Source organism: Psittacicella melopsittaci (assembly GCF_003585925.1).
GTDB classification, from domain to species: domain Bacteria; phylum Pseudomonadota; class Gammaproteobacteria; order Enterobacterales; family Psittacicellaceae; genus Psittacicella; species Psittacicella melopsittaci.
The window spans coordinates 45,016-64,026 of the sequence record NZ_NRJH01000013.1; the positions used below are offsets into that span (position 1 = coordinate 45,016).

General features: G+C 37.6%; 8 protein-coding genes. 4 read left to right on the plus strand and 4 right to left on the minus strand.

The annotated features are described in order from the left end of the window. Positions 1 to 38: 38 nt before the first annotated feature. Complete coding sequence (locus tag CJP74_RS08060; protein WP_222986831.1) at positions 39 to 215, minus strand: hypothetical protein; 177 nt, start codon at positions 213 to 215, stop codon at positions 39 to 41. 460 nt (positions 216 to 675) lie between these two features. Then, positions 676 to 1,440 (minus strand): transporter substrate-binding domain-containing protein, encoded by a 765-nt coding sequence (locus CJP74_RS01570; RefSeq protein ID WP_119496525.1) that lies wholly within the window; start codon positions 1,438 to 1,440, stop codon positions 676 to 678. A 668-nt stretch (positions 1,441 to 2,108) separates the two neighbouring features. Between CJP74_RS01570 and CJP74_RS01580 the strand changes: the two genes are divergently transcribed. Continuing rightward, the gene (locus CJP74_RS01580) at positions 2,109 to 3,380 is read left to right on the plus strand and encodes a glycosyltransferase family 8 protein (protein ID WP_119496527.1); all 1,272 of its coding nucleotides are present in this window, start codon (positions 2,109 to 2,111) and stop codon (positions 3,378 to 3,380) included. Positions 3,381 to 3,560: 180 nt separating this feature from the next. Here CJP74_RS01580 and glnA read toward each other — a convergent pair whose 3' ends face one another. After that, positions 3,561 to 4,994: a type I glutamate--ammonia ligase gene (gene glnA, locus CJP74_RS01585; RefSeq protein WP_119496528.1), complete on the minus strand. Its 1,434-nt coding sequence runs from the start codon at positions 4,992 to 4,994 to the stop codon at positions 3,561 to 3,563. A gap of 921 nt (positions 4,995 to 5,915) precedes the next feature. Beyond that, positions 5,916 to 9,017, minus strand: a complete 3,102-nt coding sequence (gene polA / locus CJP74_RS01590) for a DNA polymerase I (RefSeq protein ID WP_119496529.1) — start codon at positions 9,015 to 9,017, stop codon at positions 5,916 to 5,918. 166 nt (positions 9,018 to 9,183) lie between these two features. Between polA and CJP74_RS01595 the strand changes: the two genes are divergently transcribed. Genes CJP74_RS01595 through CJP74_RS01605 form a run of 3 tightly spaced genes read left to right on the plus strand, consistent with a single transcriptional unit; the run spans position 9,184 to position 19,006 of the window. Further along, on the plus strand, positions 9,184 to 11,337 hold the full coding sequence (locus CJP74_RS01595) for a hypothetical protein (RefSeq protein WP_119496530.1): 2,154 nt from the start codon (positions 9,184 to 9,186) through the stop codon (positions 11,335 to 11,337). Further along, positions 11,315 to 15,160, plus strand: coding sequence for a glycosyltransferase family 25 protein (locus CJP74_RS01600; protein ID WP_119496531.1), 3,846 nt, complete (start codon positions 11,315 to 11,317; stop codon positions 15,158 to 15,160). Before CJP74_RS01595 ends, CJP74_RS01600 begins: the two co-directional genes overlap by 23 nt. A gap of 6 nt (positions 15,161 to 15,166) precedes the next feature. Next, positions 15,167 to 19,006 (plus strand): glycosyltransferase family 25 protein, encoded by a 3,840-nt coding sequence (locus CJP74_RS01605; protein WP_119496532.1) that lies wholly within the window; start codon positions 15,167 to 15,169, stop codon positions 19,004 to 19,006. Positions 19,007 to 19,011 lie beyond the last annotated feature (5 nt).

Sequence of the window (19,011 nt, forward strand, 5' to 3'; positions counted from 1 at the left end):
GGTGGGGAACCGAGTTCTTTTGCGTTTATTATTCTAGACTATTCTTCAATAGTATCGTAGATTTTATCTAATTGGCTTTGATCAAAAGCCTGATGACATTTAAAAGTTGAAGGGGTTGCCGCAGCATGAACGTCAAATGGCATATTGCAAGCACCAAAGGCACCTAAAATATTTTTCCCAAACTTTGTCATAGCTTCAACAAAAGTAGTGAACATATTTTATCTCCTTATTAACTTTAACATGTAAGGGAAACAAGGATCCCTATACTTTTATCTTACTACAAAAGTAAGTTTCTGTAAACTTGCACGTTTTTGAGAAAACGTGCAAAATTTACTAGATATCTTGCACGTTTTTATTGCTCGTTTTTTATAATTGCCCAAATTTAGGGCGTAAGAGCAAGATAAAATCTTATTAACTTGTAACTTTTGCAAGTTTTACCCTAATAAACTTTTTTCTTATCTTATTGAAAAACAAAGGGTTTTAATTTGACTAAAATTAGCTAATTAACTGAAATTTATGCACATTATTGCTATTTTTTTGTAAATTAAGCAAAACAAAAAAAGAACCAAACGAGAATTTCTCGCTTGGTTCTTTTTCCCCAAAAACTTCCTAGACTTGCGTGCAAGCCTAGGAAAGTACACCCATATTTACTTTGGATAGAGAGGTGTTGGGAGATTATTCTGCGTGACTAACACCGTATTTAGTTTTTAATTGCTCAATAAAACCTGATTCTTGGGCTTTAGCTAAAGCAGCGTTAAGTTTATTAAGTAATTCAGTATTGTTTCTATTTACAGCAATAGCTAAACCTTGACCTAAAATAGGATCATTAACTAATTGCGGTAATAAAGTGTAGCTATCTGGGTTATTTTCCGCAAATTTTTCTACTACTTGCCCATCTGCTAATAAAGCGTTAACACGTCCTGCTCTTAAATCAAGTAAAGCAGTATCATAGTTATCGTAACCTACAGCACGAACACCTTTACTTTTTTCTTGTAAGTATTTACCTGCAAGAGTACCATTTTGATAGCCAACAGCTTTTAATTCACTTACGTCATTATAGTTGCTGTTTTTTAATACTAAGTAGCGGTAAGGAGCAGCTGGTAAGTATTCATTTGAAAAAGCAACTTGTTTAGCACGCTCTTCAGTAATGTTCATAGCAGCTATAGCTATATCAATTTTACGATACATTAAGTTAGGTACTAGGGCATCGAAGTTTTGGTTTTTAACTTCACATTTAATCCCAGCTTGTTCACAGATATAGTTAATTAAATCTATATCAAAGCCAACAATTTGTCCTTTGTCGTTTAAGTACTCATATGGAGCATAACCTGCTTCGGTACCTACAACATAAGTTTTATTATCAGCATGAGCATAACCTGAGAATACTACTGCACTTGCTGCTACAGCAAAGGCTGCTAATTTTTTAGTGAATTTAAACATTGTAACTTTCCTTAATTATGGAGTAGCTAAAAACTTTTACCCTTTTCTAATTGGTTTAATCTATCGTAATTCTTTTTTTGTAAAGCATTATCTTTTTTTTTCTTTACATGTAAATATCTTACTCTAATTTTTTCTCCTTGTAAATCGTTAATATTTTTGCACGTTTTTCTAAAAAAATGCAAAAACTTTAGCAACTTTTTTATTTTCTTCACCTTAAAACTACCTTAAACTGCGGAAAAATAGAACTTATAGCAAAGAATAAATTGCACGTTTTGCAAGAAAAACAAGCAAAGGCAAAGAAAAATATTTCTCTAATTATTTGAAAAACAAGACAACTTTTTTAGCGAGGAAATCAAGTTTTTGCCTCGTTTTTCTCTAAAATTGCACCTTTTTGCTCGAGATTTTGCTCTTTATTGACAAGGAATTTGCCCAAGGATATGCTTATTAATTTTTTTTTACCTGTAATAATTTAAATAATTAACCTAATTAACCAAATAACCTAATTAACCTAGCCAAAATAACTTTTTGTTCTGGGGTATCTCTATTTTTTTGTATATGTAAAGGTTATCTTTGCTCTTGTTTAAAAGTAAACAAGGCTATTTTTTTCCCTTGTATATAGGCGTTATAATATAATATAGAGAACGCACTGCTATTTATTCAATTAAGTCATGACAAAGTATAAACAACAAGTTCTTTTAACTACCGATGCTGGTTTTATTCAGCGTTTACCTAATTTTATAAAAAATCTAATTGCGTTTAATCGTGACCTTTTAGATATCTATATTATTACTTCTTTTGATTTTGCTAATTCTGAGTATAAATCATTATTTACCGAGTTCGATAATTACCCGAACTGCAAGTTACATTTTCATTATGTAACTCCAGAACAACGCTTTAAATATGAACAAGTAGACTATGCTAATAAAGACCGTGCTAATGCTATGAGTCTACGTTTATATGCTACCGAACTAAAACTAACAGGACGTCTGCTCTACCTAGATGCAGATATTCTTTGTACAGCTCCTTTTGCTGAGCTCTTTGATGACGAGAAAGTAGATCTACAAGGTAAAACTCTAGGTGTAGTTACTGACTACTACCTTATGGCAAAAAGTCTACTAACCAATGGTAAAGCTTTTAAAACAAAACTTTCAGGACGAGCAAGAGTAACCCCTTTTGATAGTGAAAATCCTTACTTTAACTCAGGATTTTTACTCATTGATATGGACAAACTCAATGCCTCAAACCTGTGGCTAAACCATATTGCCGAGTTAAAAGACTATGATGCCTTCCCTGATCAGGATTTACTTAATGTTCTTCACTTTAATGACAAGGTAGAGTTAAGCTCAAAATACAATTATTTAGCTTATCACTTAATTCTTTGTCGTTACTTCTTTATGCGCGATCGTTGGCATCAAGTAACCCAAGTTAATCGTAAAAAAGTACGTCATCAAGCCGAGCAAGAAAATCAATTTCCTGCCGACTATCCTTTTGCGCAAGTGGATGTATTTAAGAAAGTAACTCCAACTTTTTTACATTTTGCCGGATCACGTAAACAATGGAATAGCCATGCCCAAGAATTTGTTGATGCCTATAATCTGTTTACACAAAACCTCGAACAAATTCTGGCTCAACCTGTAAGCTATTATGAGCATTATTTTGCGACTCTATTTAAAGTTTACGACTACTTACCTGTGTTAAATGACTATCAAGATAGCAATACTTTTGCTGATTTTTCTTTAGAAAAATATAGTTTTTACTTTAACTCTTGTAAGCCTTGGACATTTAATCCGATTCTATTAAATACGCGTATGTATCCTTTAAAATCGCTTAAAGTCTTACTACGTAATGCTATGGCAACAAAAGGACGAGATAAACTTAATGCTCAAGAATATAGCACTAAACATCCGCTTTTTGTTAAAGCTCTAGCAGAGAAAAACTAAAGAGCTAGATTTACCTAGGGCAAATTACTTGCTTAGATAGTAATTTACTTACTTAAACAGTAAGCTACTTGCTTCAACAGTGAGCAACTAGCTTTAACAGCTAGTTAATTACTTAACGACTTTATTACAACTTTTAGCTAAAAAAAGAGCCCCGAGTGATAAACACTCGGGGATTTTTTCTTAGCATGAATAGTATAATTCAAATTCAATTGGGTGTGGTAACATACGTAATTTTTGTACATCACGAGCTTTTAAGGCAATGAATGTATCAATAAATTCTTTTGTAAATACCCCACCTTCAAGTAAGAATGCGTGATCTTCAGCTAAAGCTTTTAATGCTTCTTCTAAAGAGAAAGCTACTTGTGGGAAGTTTAATAACTCTTCACCTTCTAAATCGTAAAGGTTACGATCTGAAGCTGCACCTGGGTGAATTTTGTTTTTAATACCATCTAAACCAGCCATTAATAGCGCTGAGAATGCTAAATATGGGTTAGCTGTACAATCTGGGAAACGTACTTCGATACGTTTTGCTTTAGGTGTAGCTACAGCTGGAATACGTACAGATGCCGAACGGTTAGACGCTGAGTAAGCTAACATAACTGGAGCTTCAAAACCAGGTACTAAACGTTTGTAAGAGTTAGTTGAAGGGTTAGTAAACGCATTTAAAGCACGTGCGTGTTTTAATACCCCACCAATGAAGTATAAAGCTGTTTCTGATAAGCCTGCATATTCATCACCAACAAAGAGGTTTTCTCCGTCTTTAGTTAATGAGAAGTGAACGTGCATACCTGAACCATTGTCACCATATAAAGGTTTTGGCATAAATGTAGCTGTTTTACCGTTTGCATGAGCAACGTTGTGTACTACATATTTGTAAACTTGAACTTCGTCAGCTTTTGCTACTAAAGTGTTGTAACGTGTAGCAATTTCATTTTGTGCCATAGCTACTTCGTGGTGATGAGCTTCAACTTCTAAGCCCATTTGCGCTAACACTTCACACATTAAAGAACGAATAGCTTGAGAATGGTCAATTGGTGCTACTGGGAAGTAACCACCTTTAACACCTGGACGGTGAGCATAGTTAGCGGTACCACCAACTTCTTTTTTGTTTGAGTTCCAAATACATTCTACATCTTCAACTTCGTAGAATGAAGTACGCATACTGTTTTCAAAGCGTACAGAATCGAATAAGAAAAACTCTAGTTCTGGACCAACAAATACTTGATCTGCAAAACCTTCTTTGCGTAAGTATTCTTCAGCACGTACAGCAATAGTACGAGGACAACGGTCATAACCTTGACCTGAAGTTTCATATACTTGTGTACGGATAATAATTGTTGGTGAACCTGTGTCGCCGGCTAAATCTAATAAAGGCTCTTGCTCTACTGGTAAAAGTACCATATCTGAGTTATCAATTGATTTCCAACCTTTGATTGAAGAACCATCAATTACTTTACCGTGGAGGAAAAAGTCTTCGTCTACTAAACTTGCTGGGATAGAAACGTGTTGTTCTTTACCTAAAATATCTGTAAAACGTAAATCAGCCCATACTACACCAGCTGCTTCGATAAAATCTCTAAACTTCTTAGCACTTGCTTTAGCATCTAACGACATATGAATAATCCTTTTGTAAATAAATGTGTATATTTTAGCTTTATTACTTACTTATAAACCAAATAATTTAGCTAATATGATTAATGATTGAAAAATGTGTAAGGTATAGGTCCTACTTAAGTAGGTAAAAAAATAAAAAACGTTGCCTCAGCTCCCAATTTCTTGGTATTAGAGTCAACTACAATAATTTGGCTAATTATTTTATTTTTTTAATTATTTTTAATTATGTTTTTATTTTACTCGAAAAAAACTCTTTTGTCATTCTCTTTGCCATTATTTTTTTATTAAATTTTAAATTTTTTCCCTAACTCACTGTTTTTCCGTGTAAATTTTTCTTAAGAAAAAATGATCACATGCGATCATTTTTGGGCTATAAAGCTATCTTTGCTCCCTTAAAGTGAGTTTATTCTTTTTCTGACCTAAAAATAATGATCAAAAACAATCGTTATTGCTTGCACATTTTTTACTTAGCTTTTACCCCTGATTTAGGTTAAAAATTAATAATTTATTAAATTTATAGTGCAAATACCTCTTAGTTTTTCTTAATAAAATGATCGCCTGAACAAAAGCGATCATTTTTATTTTTGATTATAGTTAACTATAATAAAATAGCACTTTTATTAAACAAAATTTAATCAAACCGCGCTATTTAACTTTTCTCTTAGTAAGAACTATAATTATTGCTCTCAAGTTGGCTTTTTTAGCTCGATCTATTTATGTTCAAGAAAATAACCTTATATTTTATAAGGTTTTAGAGACAAAAAATAACCCTTTGCAAATTGCAAAAGGCTATTTTTTTTATGGTTAATTATTAGTAATGCTAAATTCTTATGGTTGGTTAATTATTTAAATTAAATTCCCTTAACTAAGATAAAGTGGTTAAGGAGTTAACTATTTAGTTAACTACTTATAAGAATATAACTATTTACTCCAATGCTCGCCCACTGTAGCTTCTACTTTTAATTTAACCCCAGGCAGGCTTACCGAAGTTTCCATTACCTGTTTAATTTGAGCTAAGTATTTATCTACAAGAGCTTCTGGTATCGAAAATACTAATTCATCGTGAATTTGTAAATGCGAAATTACCTCTGGCATACAAGTCATTATCTCTTTTTGTAATTCGATCATAGCCAGCTTAATAATTTCGGCAGCCGAACCTTGAATTGGATAGTTAGTGGCATTACGTTTTTCCGCTTCAGCTACTGCTCTTACCGAAGAGTCAATTAAAGGAAGCGGAATTACACGTCCTTCTAGCGTTTCAATAAATTTTCTTGCCGTAGCCTTGTCGATAGTTTGATTAATAAAGTCTTTAATGCGTGGATAACTTGCAAAGTACTCATTAATATAACTAGAAGCTTCTTGACGGCTAATCCCTAACTCGGTAGATAAACTGAACGCAGTTTTACCATAGTTAAGCCCGAAGTTAATTGCTTTAGCAATTTGACGTTGGGCACGGGTTACTTGCTCAAGAGGCACATTAAAGATTTTACTTGCCGTACGAGCGTGAATATCTTCATCTTGGTTAAAGCCGGCAAGCATATGCTCATCTTGGGATAGAGATGCCGAAACCCTTAACTCAATTTGGCTATAGTCCAGACTTACCATTTTGTAACCTGGAGGAGCAATAAAACTCGCACGAATGCGTTGGGCTATACCAGCGGTTGCAGGAACGTTTTGCAGGTTTGGTTCTTGCGAAGATAAACGTCCAGTTACAGTTTGCGTTTGTAAGAAGGTTGTATGGATCTTACGCTCTGGATTTGCTAAAGCCAGCTCAATTAAAGGAGCAACGTGACTACCAAGGATAGTAGTTAAAGATCTATAGCTTAATAAAGGTTCTATAATTTCATGCTCGAGTTGTACTAAAGTTTCAGCAGCTGTCGAGCCCTTGCCTGTTGGATCTTCAAGCAAGAGTTGGTTATAGAGAATATCGGCCGTTTGTTTCGGGCTATTAATATTGAACTTAGTTCCTGCCAGAGCATATACTTGCTCTTCAAGGGCACTAATTTGCTCTTCTAAGTCTGCTTTAATTGCCTCTAGGTTTGCTAGATCCACTAAAATACCATTAACTTCCATGGTGTAAAGATACTTCCACAGAGGTTGTTCCATTTTAGTATAAAGTTGACTAGCTATAGTTTGGTGGCAGAGGCGATAGAACAATGGCATAAAAATTGTACTATCTTGGCAAGTACTTAAAACTGCAGGTAAGTCCACACGCGTTTTTAAATACTTAATCGGGGCAAACTCTAAAGCACAATATACTGAAGCTAAGTTAGCTAAAGAATTGTCTTTAATTGCCGAGTTACGCGTATAACCAACTAAACGTAAGTCATGGACATTAGTGCCCACGGCATTAACTTGAGCAATAGTTAGGTCAAACTCATGAGCTAAGTCTTTTAAGTTGGCTGTAAGCACAGGAATAGTAGTTTGACTTAATAAAGGAACAAACACTTGTTGCCCAAATGCCTGACAAAAAGCTTGATAAGTTGGAGTGATAAACTCATCGTTTTTTACCTTATCAATAAAGCGCGAGTCGCCCGCAAATTGCAGACTAAAAAGTTGACGCTCAGAGTAAATACTGCGTCCACTTTTACTCGATACTTTTTCTAACTTGCCACCTTCAACGAGAATATTTAGCACTACAGGCGTATTATGTAAAGGATTTTTCTCTAACATAATACTTACTTGCTGAGCTTGTGCTAAAGCTTGCCCTAACGCACTAGTTGCCAGTTGTTGTCTAAAATCAGCAACCTGATCATCTTGACTATATGGCTCGACGTGAAGTTCGAGGTTATGATAAACTACGCCCTCTTTAAAGTCACTAAAGTCACCTGTAAAAGGTTGAGTATTAGCAAATAATGCCTTATCTTCGGCTGTAGGCTTGTAATCACTTTTACTTGCTTTAGTAGCTCCTTTACTTGCCCCTGCGCCTTTACGACTCGAAGCAGCCACTAGTGGCGTACCGTCTGGGTACTTACCTGTAGTAAGAATTTGCTCAGCTAATTCTGGCGTTAGTTCTTTTACTTCAAACTTCGAAAGACTTGTTCGTGATTTAGCTTCTTTTAAAGTATGAGTTTTTAAATAGGCATCTACTTCAGGAGCTAAACTCTCTTCAGTGCAAGCTAAACAAGTTAAACGACCTTCAATAAAAGAGTTACGAATTCTAAATAACTCATACTCTTCAAGTAAATCTAACACGCGGGTTACATCTGGTTTTTGCATTACCAGATTTTCAAGGGAAATATCCCCAACTGGAGCTTGTGTATTAATAGTTGCGAGCTTATATGAAAGAAAAGCTTCTTCACGACTGGCAAGCATTTTCTTTTTCAGGGTTTCAGGTTTTAAGTTCCCTACTTGGGTTGTAAATCTATCTTCATCAATAGCTTGATAGATTTGCTCGAGTCCGCCATAAGTATTAATTAACCCTGCTGCCGTTTTTTCTCCTACCCCTTTGATGCCAGGAATATTGTCGATTTTATCCCCACAAATAGCAAGAAAATCTATAGTATTGGCAATAGGCACCCCAAATTTACGATCCCCGTTTTTAAAATCATACAGAGAGTCATTTTGCGTATCGGCAAGAGAAATATTCTCGTCAATTAATTGAACAAAGTCTTTATCTTTAGACTCAATTAAAACTTCAACGCCACGCTCACTATGATACTTGGCAATTGTTCCTATAACATCATCTGCCTCATAGCCAGGAACTATGAGCACAGGAAAGCCCAGAGCCTTAATCAGCTCGGGAATACGTTCTATTTGCCAAAGTAATTGCGGATCTGGCTTGCTCCTGTTTTGTTTATACTCACTATAAATTTCATTACGGAACGAGCCCCCTTTAGGATCAAAAACCACCACTATATTAGTCGGATCCACTTTACCTATATAAGAGTTTAGGGAGGTAATAGTTCCCGATAAGGCTGCCGTATCGTGATAACTTGAGTTTAAAAAGTAACTCAAAGAGGCGTGATAGTTACGGAAAATTAATGCCGTACCATCCACTATATAAAGAAACTTGTCTTGCATAATAAATTCAATCTTAGGTTGTTACCCTACAAATTTTAACATACTACCCCAGTAAACTTTGAGACAATTTATTTGTCTAAGTGGTACCTAATGCTTTTTTTCCTATTTTCTTTGCCTTTGTAGTAAAATATAGGAGTAAAAAACCCTACTCACCTAGATAACAGCTATGCATAAATTTTTGCAAACTCCGCTTACCCAAAAGCTCCCTAAATTTGTTTTAGGTGATGCTCCTTTATTTAATTTTCAACCATATAATGAAGCCTTTACCACTTTTGCTCGGGTTGATTTAGAGCTCCTCGAACAAGACTGGTACTTTTTCAATCTTCTTGCCCAACTTGGTTATTTAGCTCCAGCTGAGCAACTTGCCCCTGGAACTAAATTAAACGCCGAGCAAGAACTTTGTCTTCAATATTGGCAACAAATGGCACAGCACTTACAAGAGCAAGTGCAAGCTGACTATAAAGTAGCACAAGTGCCGAACCTACTTAATCTTTTAACCCCAGCAACTTATGTTGAGCAAGCAACTCTTACCCCTGCTTTACTGCCTGAAAAAATTAGCCCTCGTGCTTACCTTTTTCTTGCTCTGAGTCTACCTTATCTAGGAGAAAAACTCAGCCCAAGTCAAGTAGAGCAGGCACTAAGTATGCGTTGTCTTTTTAATCATCTTCTTTGCCAGGTATATCAAGGCAGCCAAGATAGCGACGTCTTACTAAATGAGTATCAAGATACTAATCAATGGGTGCTCGTAGTTAGTGATCAAGCTAAATTAACGCCAGATTGGCAAGCACGCCTCGAAGGCATTTTAACTGCCTTACAAGGTCGTAGCCAAGTTCTGGCTAACCCGCAATTGCTCGAAGCTGCTAAAGCTCTAGAAAAGCAAGATAGAAGCGATCTAGCTAACTTTTGGCGAGCACAAAACTACTACCGCCAGCAGTACTTGATTGCCGTAGAAGACTATGCGCAAAGTCTCGAGCAAAACTATGCTACTGCCGACCGCCTCATGCGTACTGCGGTAATTGCTTTAGATAACCAGTTTGAGTTAGAGGCAGAATTTGAGGCTTCTACAGGTCTTGGCTTTATTGCCAGCCAAAGTTGGAGTCAAAATCTCCCTAACTTTAATAAACCGCAAGCGCAAAGTCTGCACTTTTTACATAGTCTTAATGGAGCAAGCCAAGGGGCTTACTTACTTAACCTTGCAGCTCTGGCTAACTTAAAAGTGCAAGCTTTAGCTCCAGCTGAGCAAGCTTTTGGTATCTATGCGCAAATTGAGCAACAAGAGCTAGGTAAACTCAAAAGCAAATTAAAAAACTACCGCATTACTTATCCGCAGGCAAGTGTTAGTCTCGATCCATTTGGGGCTTGGTTTGTGGCTCAAGAACAAAGAGCGGTATTAGCTCAAGCCCAACCTAGTTTAGCTCAAGTACCAAGCACGGCTGAGCAAAAACTGGCAGTAGCCCAATACCAACGTACGCTCCCAGGTTATAACTACTCAGGGAACTACCTCGGACAAGGTTATGATTATCTTGCTACTTGCAAACATCTAGTTCTCAGCTATATGCCAGCGAGCCAAAGTCAATTTGATCTGTTCAACCAACTTGGAAGAGCAGATCTACAAGGCTTTATCTCAACTAGCCCAGAACTAGCTTTAGGTAATTTTTATAAACAACCTCATACTTTAAATTTTGTTCCTGTACCTCTGCAAGCAAAATTTAGTCAAGACGAGCAGGTTTTAGCAGGTAACTTTTTTACCCCGCAAACTTTAATTGCTCTTTTTGCTCAGTTAAGCAAGCAAAATGATATTCTTGCCCACGACTATATTCTAGTTTGCCAAACTACAAGTCGCTTTGCTACTAACTGGTATGGGCAACTGAACCAACAGCTAGCACTAATTTTTGCTCAAGAGCTTCCTCCAGTAATAGCTCTAGGCGGTCAAGATCTGGGGCAAACAGTAAAACCAGAACAACTCTCTGCCTTTTTAGTGCAAAAGCAAGCTCTTGCTAGCTTAATTGAACGTTTAGAGGCAAGTCAGGATCTCGAAGTTTATTGTCTTGAGCAAGAACTAGTAACGCGAGCATCGGGACAAAGCTCAAGCTCTACTCAGGCTAAAGTAGTTAATCTCGGACAAGATGCACAACTGGCAACGCGACCTATAACCCTTAATGCAAAACAGTTTAAACTCTTGGCGCAGAGTTTAGATCTAACTCCAAAAGAGTTACGCAAATACATTCTCAGCGAAAGCAAGAAAGGTGCAAAAACAACTTATACTTTTGCTTTCACGCAACTTATAGAACAACATTATGGCAAATCTTCCTCTGTTTGATTCTCTTCCAAAGTTTGTTCTGGTAAAACCAACTGGAACTAAAACTCGAGAGTCATTTTTCCGTCAACCTTTTGCAAACCTCTTTACGCCAGTTCCTGCTTGGGATATGACTCAATATCTCGAGGAGCTTGGGCTAATTACGCCTGAAATGGCAAAAGAATATGGGCATGAGGTAAAATTCGATCTCACCGATAGCTTTTTATACAATCCTGCTTGTATGCATGTGCCTTTTATGGAGGCCTTAAAACCATATTTTGATATCCGTGACTTACCTAATACTTACGACCGTAATGTTCCGCGTCGCTTTTTAAGCATGGATGATGTTAACGAAAGCGTAAGTCTGGTTAACCTCCTGGCTCATATTAGTATGGATAAAAGCATCCCGGATGATCAGTGGATCCTAATTGCCGAAGATCAAGCTATTCTAAATCCAGAATGGCCACAAAGAATTGAAGCAATTCTTCGTCAATTAGTTCCAGTTAATCGTAGCCTGCAAGCTATTGTGGGACAATCGCGAGAGTATTTGCCAGAAAGTGATGTTGGGCGATTAAAAGCAATAATTCTTTCGGCTGAGGGAAATAAAACTTTTAAAACTCTGAGCAAAGAAGATAAAGATGCCTTACGCATTTACCCGCACCAAAACCTTACTTGTGATTATGCTCAGTTTTGTCAGGGCGTAGCTTCGCCTCTAGGCGGACAAGAGCTCGAAATTTCTAATGTATTTAACTATCACCGTTCGAGCTTTTTCCTCATTAATAAACTGGCTCTAATTCCTAAACTCAAACGTTGGGTTAAGGAAAAGATTGAGCAGGTTAACTACGGGAAAATCCATAATATTGTCCAAGGCGAAAATGGTCTATTTACTTGCTACCAAAAAAATATTGCTGCTCCTGAAGTAATAGATCTTAAACTCAAAGACGAGTATAGCCAAAGAGAAAATTATCCTGACTATATTCTTGCGGGCGTAGACGCAGCAGGAAAAGAGTATACTAAGTTAATTCCTTTAGCTCAACCAGTAGCCTTTTATAAAGATACTATTCAATGCTTAATGCACTTTACGCCTAATTCGATTGCTTATGCTAATCCTCTGCTAGCTATTCATACTTTTGCCAATAACAACCACTTGCTCAAAGATCAAGACTATGTTGATATTGCCAAAGAACAAAGTAAGGCTGTAGTTTTTAATGCTAGCTTAAATCGCTTTGCTCCTTATGGCTATGACTTTATTCAGCCTTTACGCAAATACGTTTTCCAGGGCAAGCATCACTTAAATCTATTTCCGAGCTTTTTTGCTCAGCGTAATACCCAAGACTTTACTCCAGTATTGGCACCAAACCTCGAACAATGGAGTCTGGAACAAGTAGATAAGGCATATTATTTCCCAACCAAATTTGCCCGTGGGACTAACCACATGCCGAATCTAAGCCAAGTAGAGCAAACTCTTTTACAACGTCGCTTTTTCTTGGATCTGCTTGCTGATGATACTATTCCTGATGATCAATGGATAGTAGTAGCCAAAGACCAAACAGTATTTCGTCCAGATTGGTATCCACGCTTAAACTTTTTCTTACGTTGGTCAACCATTCGTTATCCTGAAGCAAAAATTCTGGTAGCAGGCTATGAAAGCCCTGAGGCTGGCTTTAGCTTTATGAGCGAGCAAGATCCAGAAAAACTGCGAGAAATCTTTGCTCAGGCAGGTATTTTTACGCCTGATCGTTCTTGGAGTTGTAAACTAACTCATGATTTTGAAGCCCTAGTAGCAAATTCATTCCGCTATATTACTTACTCGTTCATTTTATTCCGTAAAAGTATTATTAAGGAAAAATTTGCTCCAAGTATTTTCCAAGAGCCAAGCACTTATTACCAAGATCGCTTTGCCGATTTAATTCGCTTTAATGCCACTAATGTAATTTGCCTCAACCCAGGACTAGCAGTATATCGTCCTCTCGAGCAAATTCACCAGCAACCTAAGCTCAGCTCAGGGCAAGAGTTAGAAGCTCTAATTGATACGAGCGAAATGGAGCAAGATCCACAGGCTCAAGCCCAAGAGCTTTATCGTCAGGCTGTAACTGCCCCAGATGCTCAAGTTAACCCAGAAAACTATGATAATCTCGATGATCTGGTTAACCCAATTGAAAATATCAATACCATTCAAGCTAAAGAACAACTTGATCTTAGCCCCTATGGTGCTGAGCAAAGAGCAAAAATTGCCCAAGAGCAACCGTTATTTTTTGGTAAGCAAAAACCATTGAGTGAGTATTTTGCTCAACTTGAACCAGAACAGTTTGCTTATTGTTGCAAATCGAGCCCGAAACTCGATCCGCAATCTAGCTATCGCAAAGCAGGCTTTTTACCGGATTTAGTTGCCAAGGTAAAAAAATATGTGATTAACCTGCCAAGCTCGCATGACCGCTTACAAGCCTTTATGCGCCAAAATAATGTTGAAGACTTTATTGTCCATGAAGCAGTTTGGGGTAAAGACTTAAGCGAGGCAGATAAAGCTCAACTGTTCGATCAAGAGAAGTACGACAAACGTTATAACCGTACTATGCATGCGGGCGAATATGGTTGTTCGCTAAGTCATACGCAAATATTACGTCATGCTTTATATGATCCAGAATTGCAACTTGATGACTGGCTCTTAATTATTGAAGATGATACGCGTCTTAATCCTGACTGGTACCAAATGCTCAATAAAGTACTCCACTTTGTTGAAAACAACCTCAGCGAGCGTGTAGAAATTATTAATGGAGCACAAAACCAAATTCCAAACTTTGATTTTATTGCTCCAAAACGCTTTACTAAGTACCATAGTATTTATTCGCAAATTAATAACTATTATGAACTTGAGCCAGAGTTAGGTATTACTTTAATTAACCGTGATTTCCCTGCAGGGGCTGGTTTTTACCTCATACGTAAAAGCTTGTTAGTAAAAAATGCTCAACGCATTTGTGGCAAAATTGATTGGGTTGCCGATGACCTTGCTCAAATGTATACTTTCCGTCCTGAAGTCTTTGCCTATGTTAATCCACAGTTAGGCTTTGATGATCCGAATTTAGTGTCAATTCTCGACGGAGAAAGGGTAGCAAGTATTGCCGCTGAAAAAATGAAGCGCCGAGCAATACCTATTACTAAACCGCACCCTTATGTAAATCAAGAGCGTTTATATGTTATTCAAAAATCACTGAGCCTGAGCCAAATTAATAAAAAATTCCCTGGCTTCCAGGTTATTAAGCAAGTTGATTACAGTAAAATGGCACGTGCCGAACAAGAAAAACTCTTTGACTTTGCTAAATTCAAAGAGCAATATGGTCGCGATATTACCCCAGAGGAGTTAAATCTCACTCTTGCCCATCAGCAAGCTTGGGAAAAAATTCGTGATCTAGAAGCTTCGGATTTTACTTTCCACTTTATTGTTGAAGATGATCAAACTCTAGCTCCTAACTTTTTACATCAAGTTAACTGCTTATGTGAATACCTAGATACGCGTTTAGATCTCGACACCCTACTCATTCAAACAAGCAATAGCCGTCAAGCCCAAGACTTTAACAAGTTAGACTTTGCGGCTTATGAAGAGGCTCGCATCTTCACTGATGAGCAAAACCTCTTTGCCGTTAACCCTGAGCAAGATGTGTGTCGTGTCCATCGTAAAGTAGGCAATGGTTCAGGATCTTATATCATGCTAAAATTTGTTCCTTCGCATATGCATCTTTTCTTATCGCAAGGACGTCGTTTCTTCCTTGCCGAAGACTATGTTTTAGGCATGCATTTTAGTAAAAAATCTCTGGCTTTTGCTCAACCTCAAGTGTCTATTAAACCCTAAAAATATATGTTTAAATTAGCTCGTAGTTATTTACTTACTAATATTCAAGGCCATCAAACTGCGCGCCGGATGAGTTTACGTCAACCTTATGCTCAGGAGTTAACTGAGCATAAGGCTACTACTTATACGCGTGAGCAAATTGCTCAACGTTTTGATGTGCAAAGCTATGAAGCCGAATTTGGTAAGCAAAATACATCGGATCAAGCTTTAAATCTAATTCTTGCTCACCTTGATCTGCATGCTCTAATAGCGCAAGATAAAACTCTCGATGAACAAGATTTTGTGTTGGTTGTGCAAGAAGGATCGATTCTGGCAAGTAACTGGAAAGAGCAAGTGCAAGATATCTTGCAAGCTGCTCAAGATAATCCTGTTCTGAGCCAACGCCTCGAGGTAGTGAGCCTTGGTGATGAGCAAGAACCAACTTTTATTCCCCGCGATCACCAACAACTCGAAAGCAAACGTAAGTTCAAAGTAAGCGAAAATAATTATTTAAGTGTTCAAGCTTGTGATAATACGGTTAAGCGTTTACGCTTACTGCCAAGTCTTAACTCTTACTTAGAGCAAAGATCGCCTCTAAATCAAGCGCAAACTTATAAAACACGTGTCTTTAACTTTAACGGGCAACCTCTTAAACAAAACTTTGCCCAGGATAGTTTTATTAGTCTGAACCAGCTCAATGCACCGCTTGAGTTAGCTTGTGTTTCGCGTTTACCTCTAGTGCAACCTTGTGCTTACTTAATTAAAGTAAAAACTCTCCGCACTTATATTGCTGGTCTGAAGAAAAAAGCAAGTAAAGACGGCGTATGGCACGAGCCTATTGCCTGGAATATGTCCATGTGGCATAAAATTTGTGACTATAGTGTAGGTTCGGTAGCTATTAGTAACCCTAGTTTGGCTGTAGCTAACTTTATTAATGGCAATCATGTGCTAGATAAAAGCTCACATACCATTATTACTTGGATGCAAACTCACCAAATCCAAGCTCAAACTGTTAGTCTAGGATATGACTATGTAGGGCAAATGCCAAAATTTGTCCTCTATAGTCAAAACCAAGCCTATAGCTTACAACAATTTTACGGCAATAGTGACTGTGAGAGTTTTACCCCTGTACCTTTAATTTCTCCAGCTGATCCGCGCGTGCAAAACCTAAGCATGGGCTGGTCACGAGTATTTGCCGAACTAGGTAAAACTTCACAAATTTATCGTGAGCAAAGCATGGGGCAAACTTTTGCACTCTTTAGTATTTTCCAAGCTATGCTCAGCAATCCGCAATTAGGGGAAATGGATTACTTTATTCTTGCTAATAGTAATCTCAGCCTCGATATTGACTGGAAAGCTCGCTTAAATCAAGTAATAGCTTCGGTAGCTAACTATTTACCGAACAATTTACTGATTTTAGGGGACACCGTAGGTGCAAAAAACTTAAACTATCAACCAGCTTCGCTGTATGAACAAAGTGGACAGCTTTTTGATAAAGGGTTTAAGTTTATTGTGCAACCTGACCTCGAGCAACTTTGGGATCAAAATGAGTTCTTTAGCTCGAGCATGCAAACTATTCGTCAGTTTACTAATAGTAATTTTTCGTTCTTGATTTTTAATAAACAGGCTATTCGCACTTACATTAATCGCTTACGCCAAGAACTGCAAGAGCTCAGCATGGATAAAATTCTTGCTTCTTGGGAAAAAGTTGCTAACCAAATTCAACTGGGGCTTAATGTTGAAGTAAGTGAACTTAGTAAAGCGAGCTTAGAGCAAGAACGCGATGATCCGAATTCACACTACTTATTTGTCGGTGAAAACCTAAAAATCAAAGACAAAGAGCTTGAAAAACAAAACCAAAACTTCTATGCTCAAGAGCAACAACGCAAAATTATTGCTCAAATAACAGCAACTAGTGCTCAGCCTGAGCAAGATAGTTTATGGCTCGAGAGCCTTTTCAAAGCCTATAATCATGCCCGCTTATTTAATAACAAAGAGCAGTTTAGGGCTTTAATTGAGCTTGATAACCTCAGCGATTGGCAAATTCTCACTTTAGCAGCTCCTTTATTTGAGGCAAACTATACGCGTTTAACGCAGTATCTGGACTTTTATTCTCATGCAATGTTGCAAGTTAACCCGCCTCTAGGTTTTACTTCTAACCTCGAGTCAGTAGCGCAAATTGCCAATGAAGAACAATTTGGCTTAGGCGATTTCCAAGTGCTCCGCACTAATCGTCAACAACAAAGACAGCAGGCTTTTGTCAATAATAATCCGCAAGTAACGCCAGATTACTTAAGTAAAGTACGTAAGTTTGTTATTAGCTTACCGCAATCTAAAGATCGTCTTGAAGCCTTTATGGCACAAGAAAACTGTGCTGATTTTGAGTTATTCCCTGCCGTTTATGGGAAAGAACTGAGCGATGAGCAAGTATACGCTCGCTTTGATACGCAAATGTTCTACCATGCCTATGATCGAGCTATGACTCCAGGAGAAATAGGCTGTACTCTTTCGCATTGGGAAATTTACCAAAAAGTACTACAAGATCCAAGCATTGCTGATGACGACTGGGTGTTAGTTTGTGAAGATGATTCTAAGTTTAATCCTAACTGGTATCAACGTTTAAATAGCATTCTGCATTACCTTGCTACCCATCCTGAGCGAGCAACTACTTTTGTTCAATGTAATAACAATGCCTTATTACAGGATCGCCCTTTAAGCTTAGAAGAGCTTCTAGAAGTAACCTACTTTAACCTTGAAGCTAAAAACCATGTGGTTCTGAGTAAACAACAAAATCTCTTTTTCCCACATGCAGTAGTTTCTTATGGTTCATCTAACTACCTCTTTAAAAAGTCTTTACTTAAAACGCAACTATTTCAGAGTTTAACGCGTCCTTATTGGGTTGCCGATGACTTCCCACGCTTTTTTGAGTTTGTTCCAGATAGCTATGCCTATGCTTCGCCTATGCTCAGCTACCAAAACGTCGAAGAGTTTACTTCGGTAATTGAAGATGAACGTGAACTGGCAATCAAAAATAAACGTCAACGTTTAATGAGTGTGCCAATTTACGAACCTTTAAACTTCTTAGCTCGCAAAGTTATTGTCATTCAACGCACCCTAAGCGAAGAACAAATTCGGGAAAAATTTGGTGCCGAACTACGCCATATAGTCCGCAATGCCGAGTTTGAGGCTCTAGATAACAAGCAACTGGAAAAACGCTACGACCTCAATACCTTTAAACAAACCTATGGGCGTTTACCAACGCGCGAGGAAATGATTCGAGCAATTTGTCACCAAGAAGCTTATCGCTTTATTGACAATGTTGTAGGGGAAGTACATAACTATTATCTAGTTGTCGAAGATGATGTTACCTTTGCTAATGAGCACTGGGAAATGCTCACCAATCTAGTTACACACTATATAGCGACGCGCCTCGATACGCGTACTGAGTTAATTGAGTTAAGTAATAGTTACTGGAATAAAGCTCTTGAGCAAGTAAATCAGGATCCACACCAACTCCAAGGACACAAGGAAGTAGGGGACTTACCTGAAGTAGGTCAAACTCTGCTTGAAGCAAAAAATAGCTATGGTTATGGCTTCCCAGAGTATGCTCTTAGCCATGATCACTTTAAAGACTATTATGTCCTCGGAAGCAAAGAGCAAAATTATGCGGTAAACCCTTTCTTAGATATCCAAATTACGAGCAACCATGCTCGCACTGGAGCTAAGGCTTACTTAATTTTCTCTTACCCAATTAAAACCCAAACTGTGGCATACAAGCCAATTAGCTGGTTACATGATGATTTTCCACGCATTCTCTTCTACCATAACCTAGCTTTAGCTTATGCAATGCCACCAATTTATTTCTAAGGAAA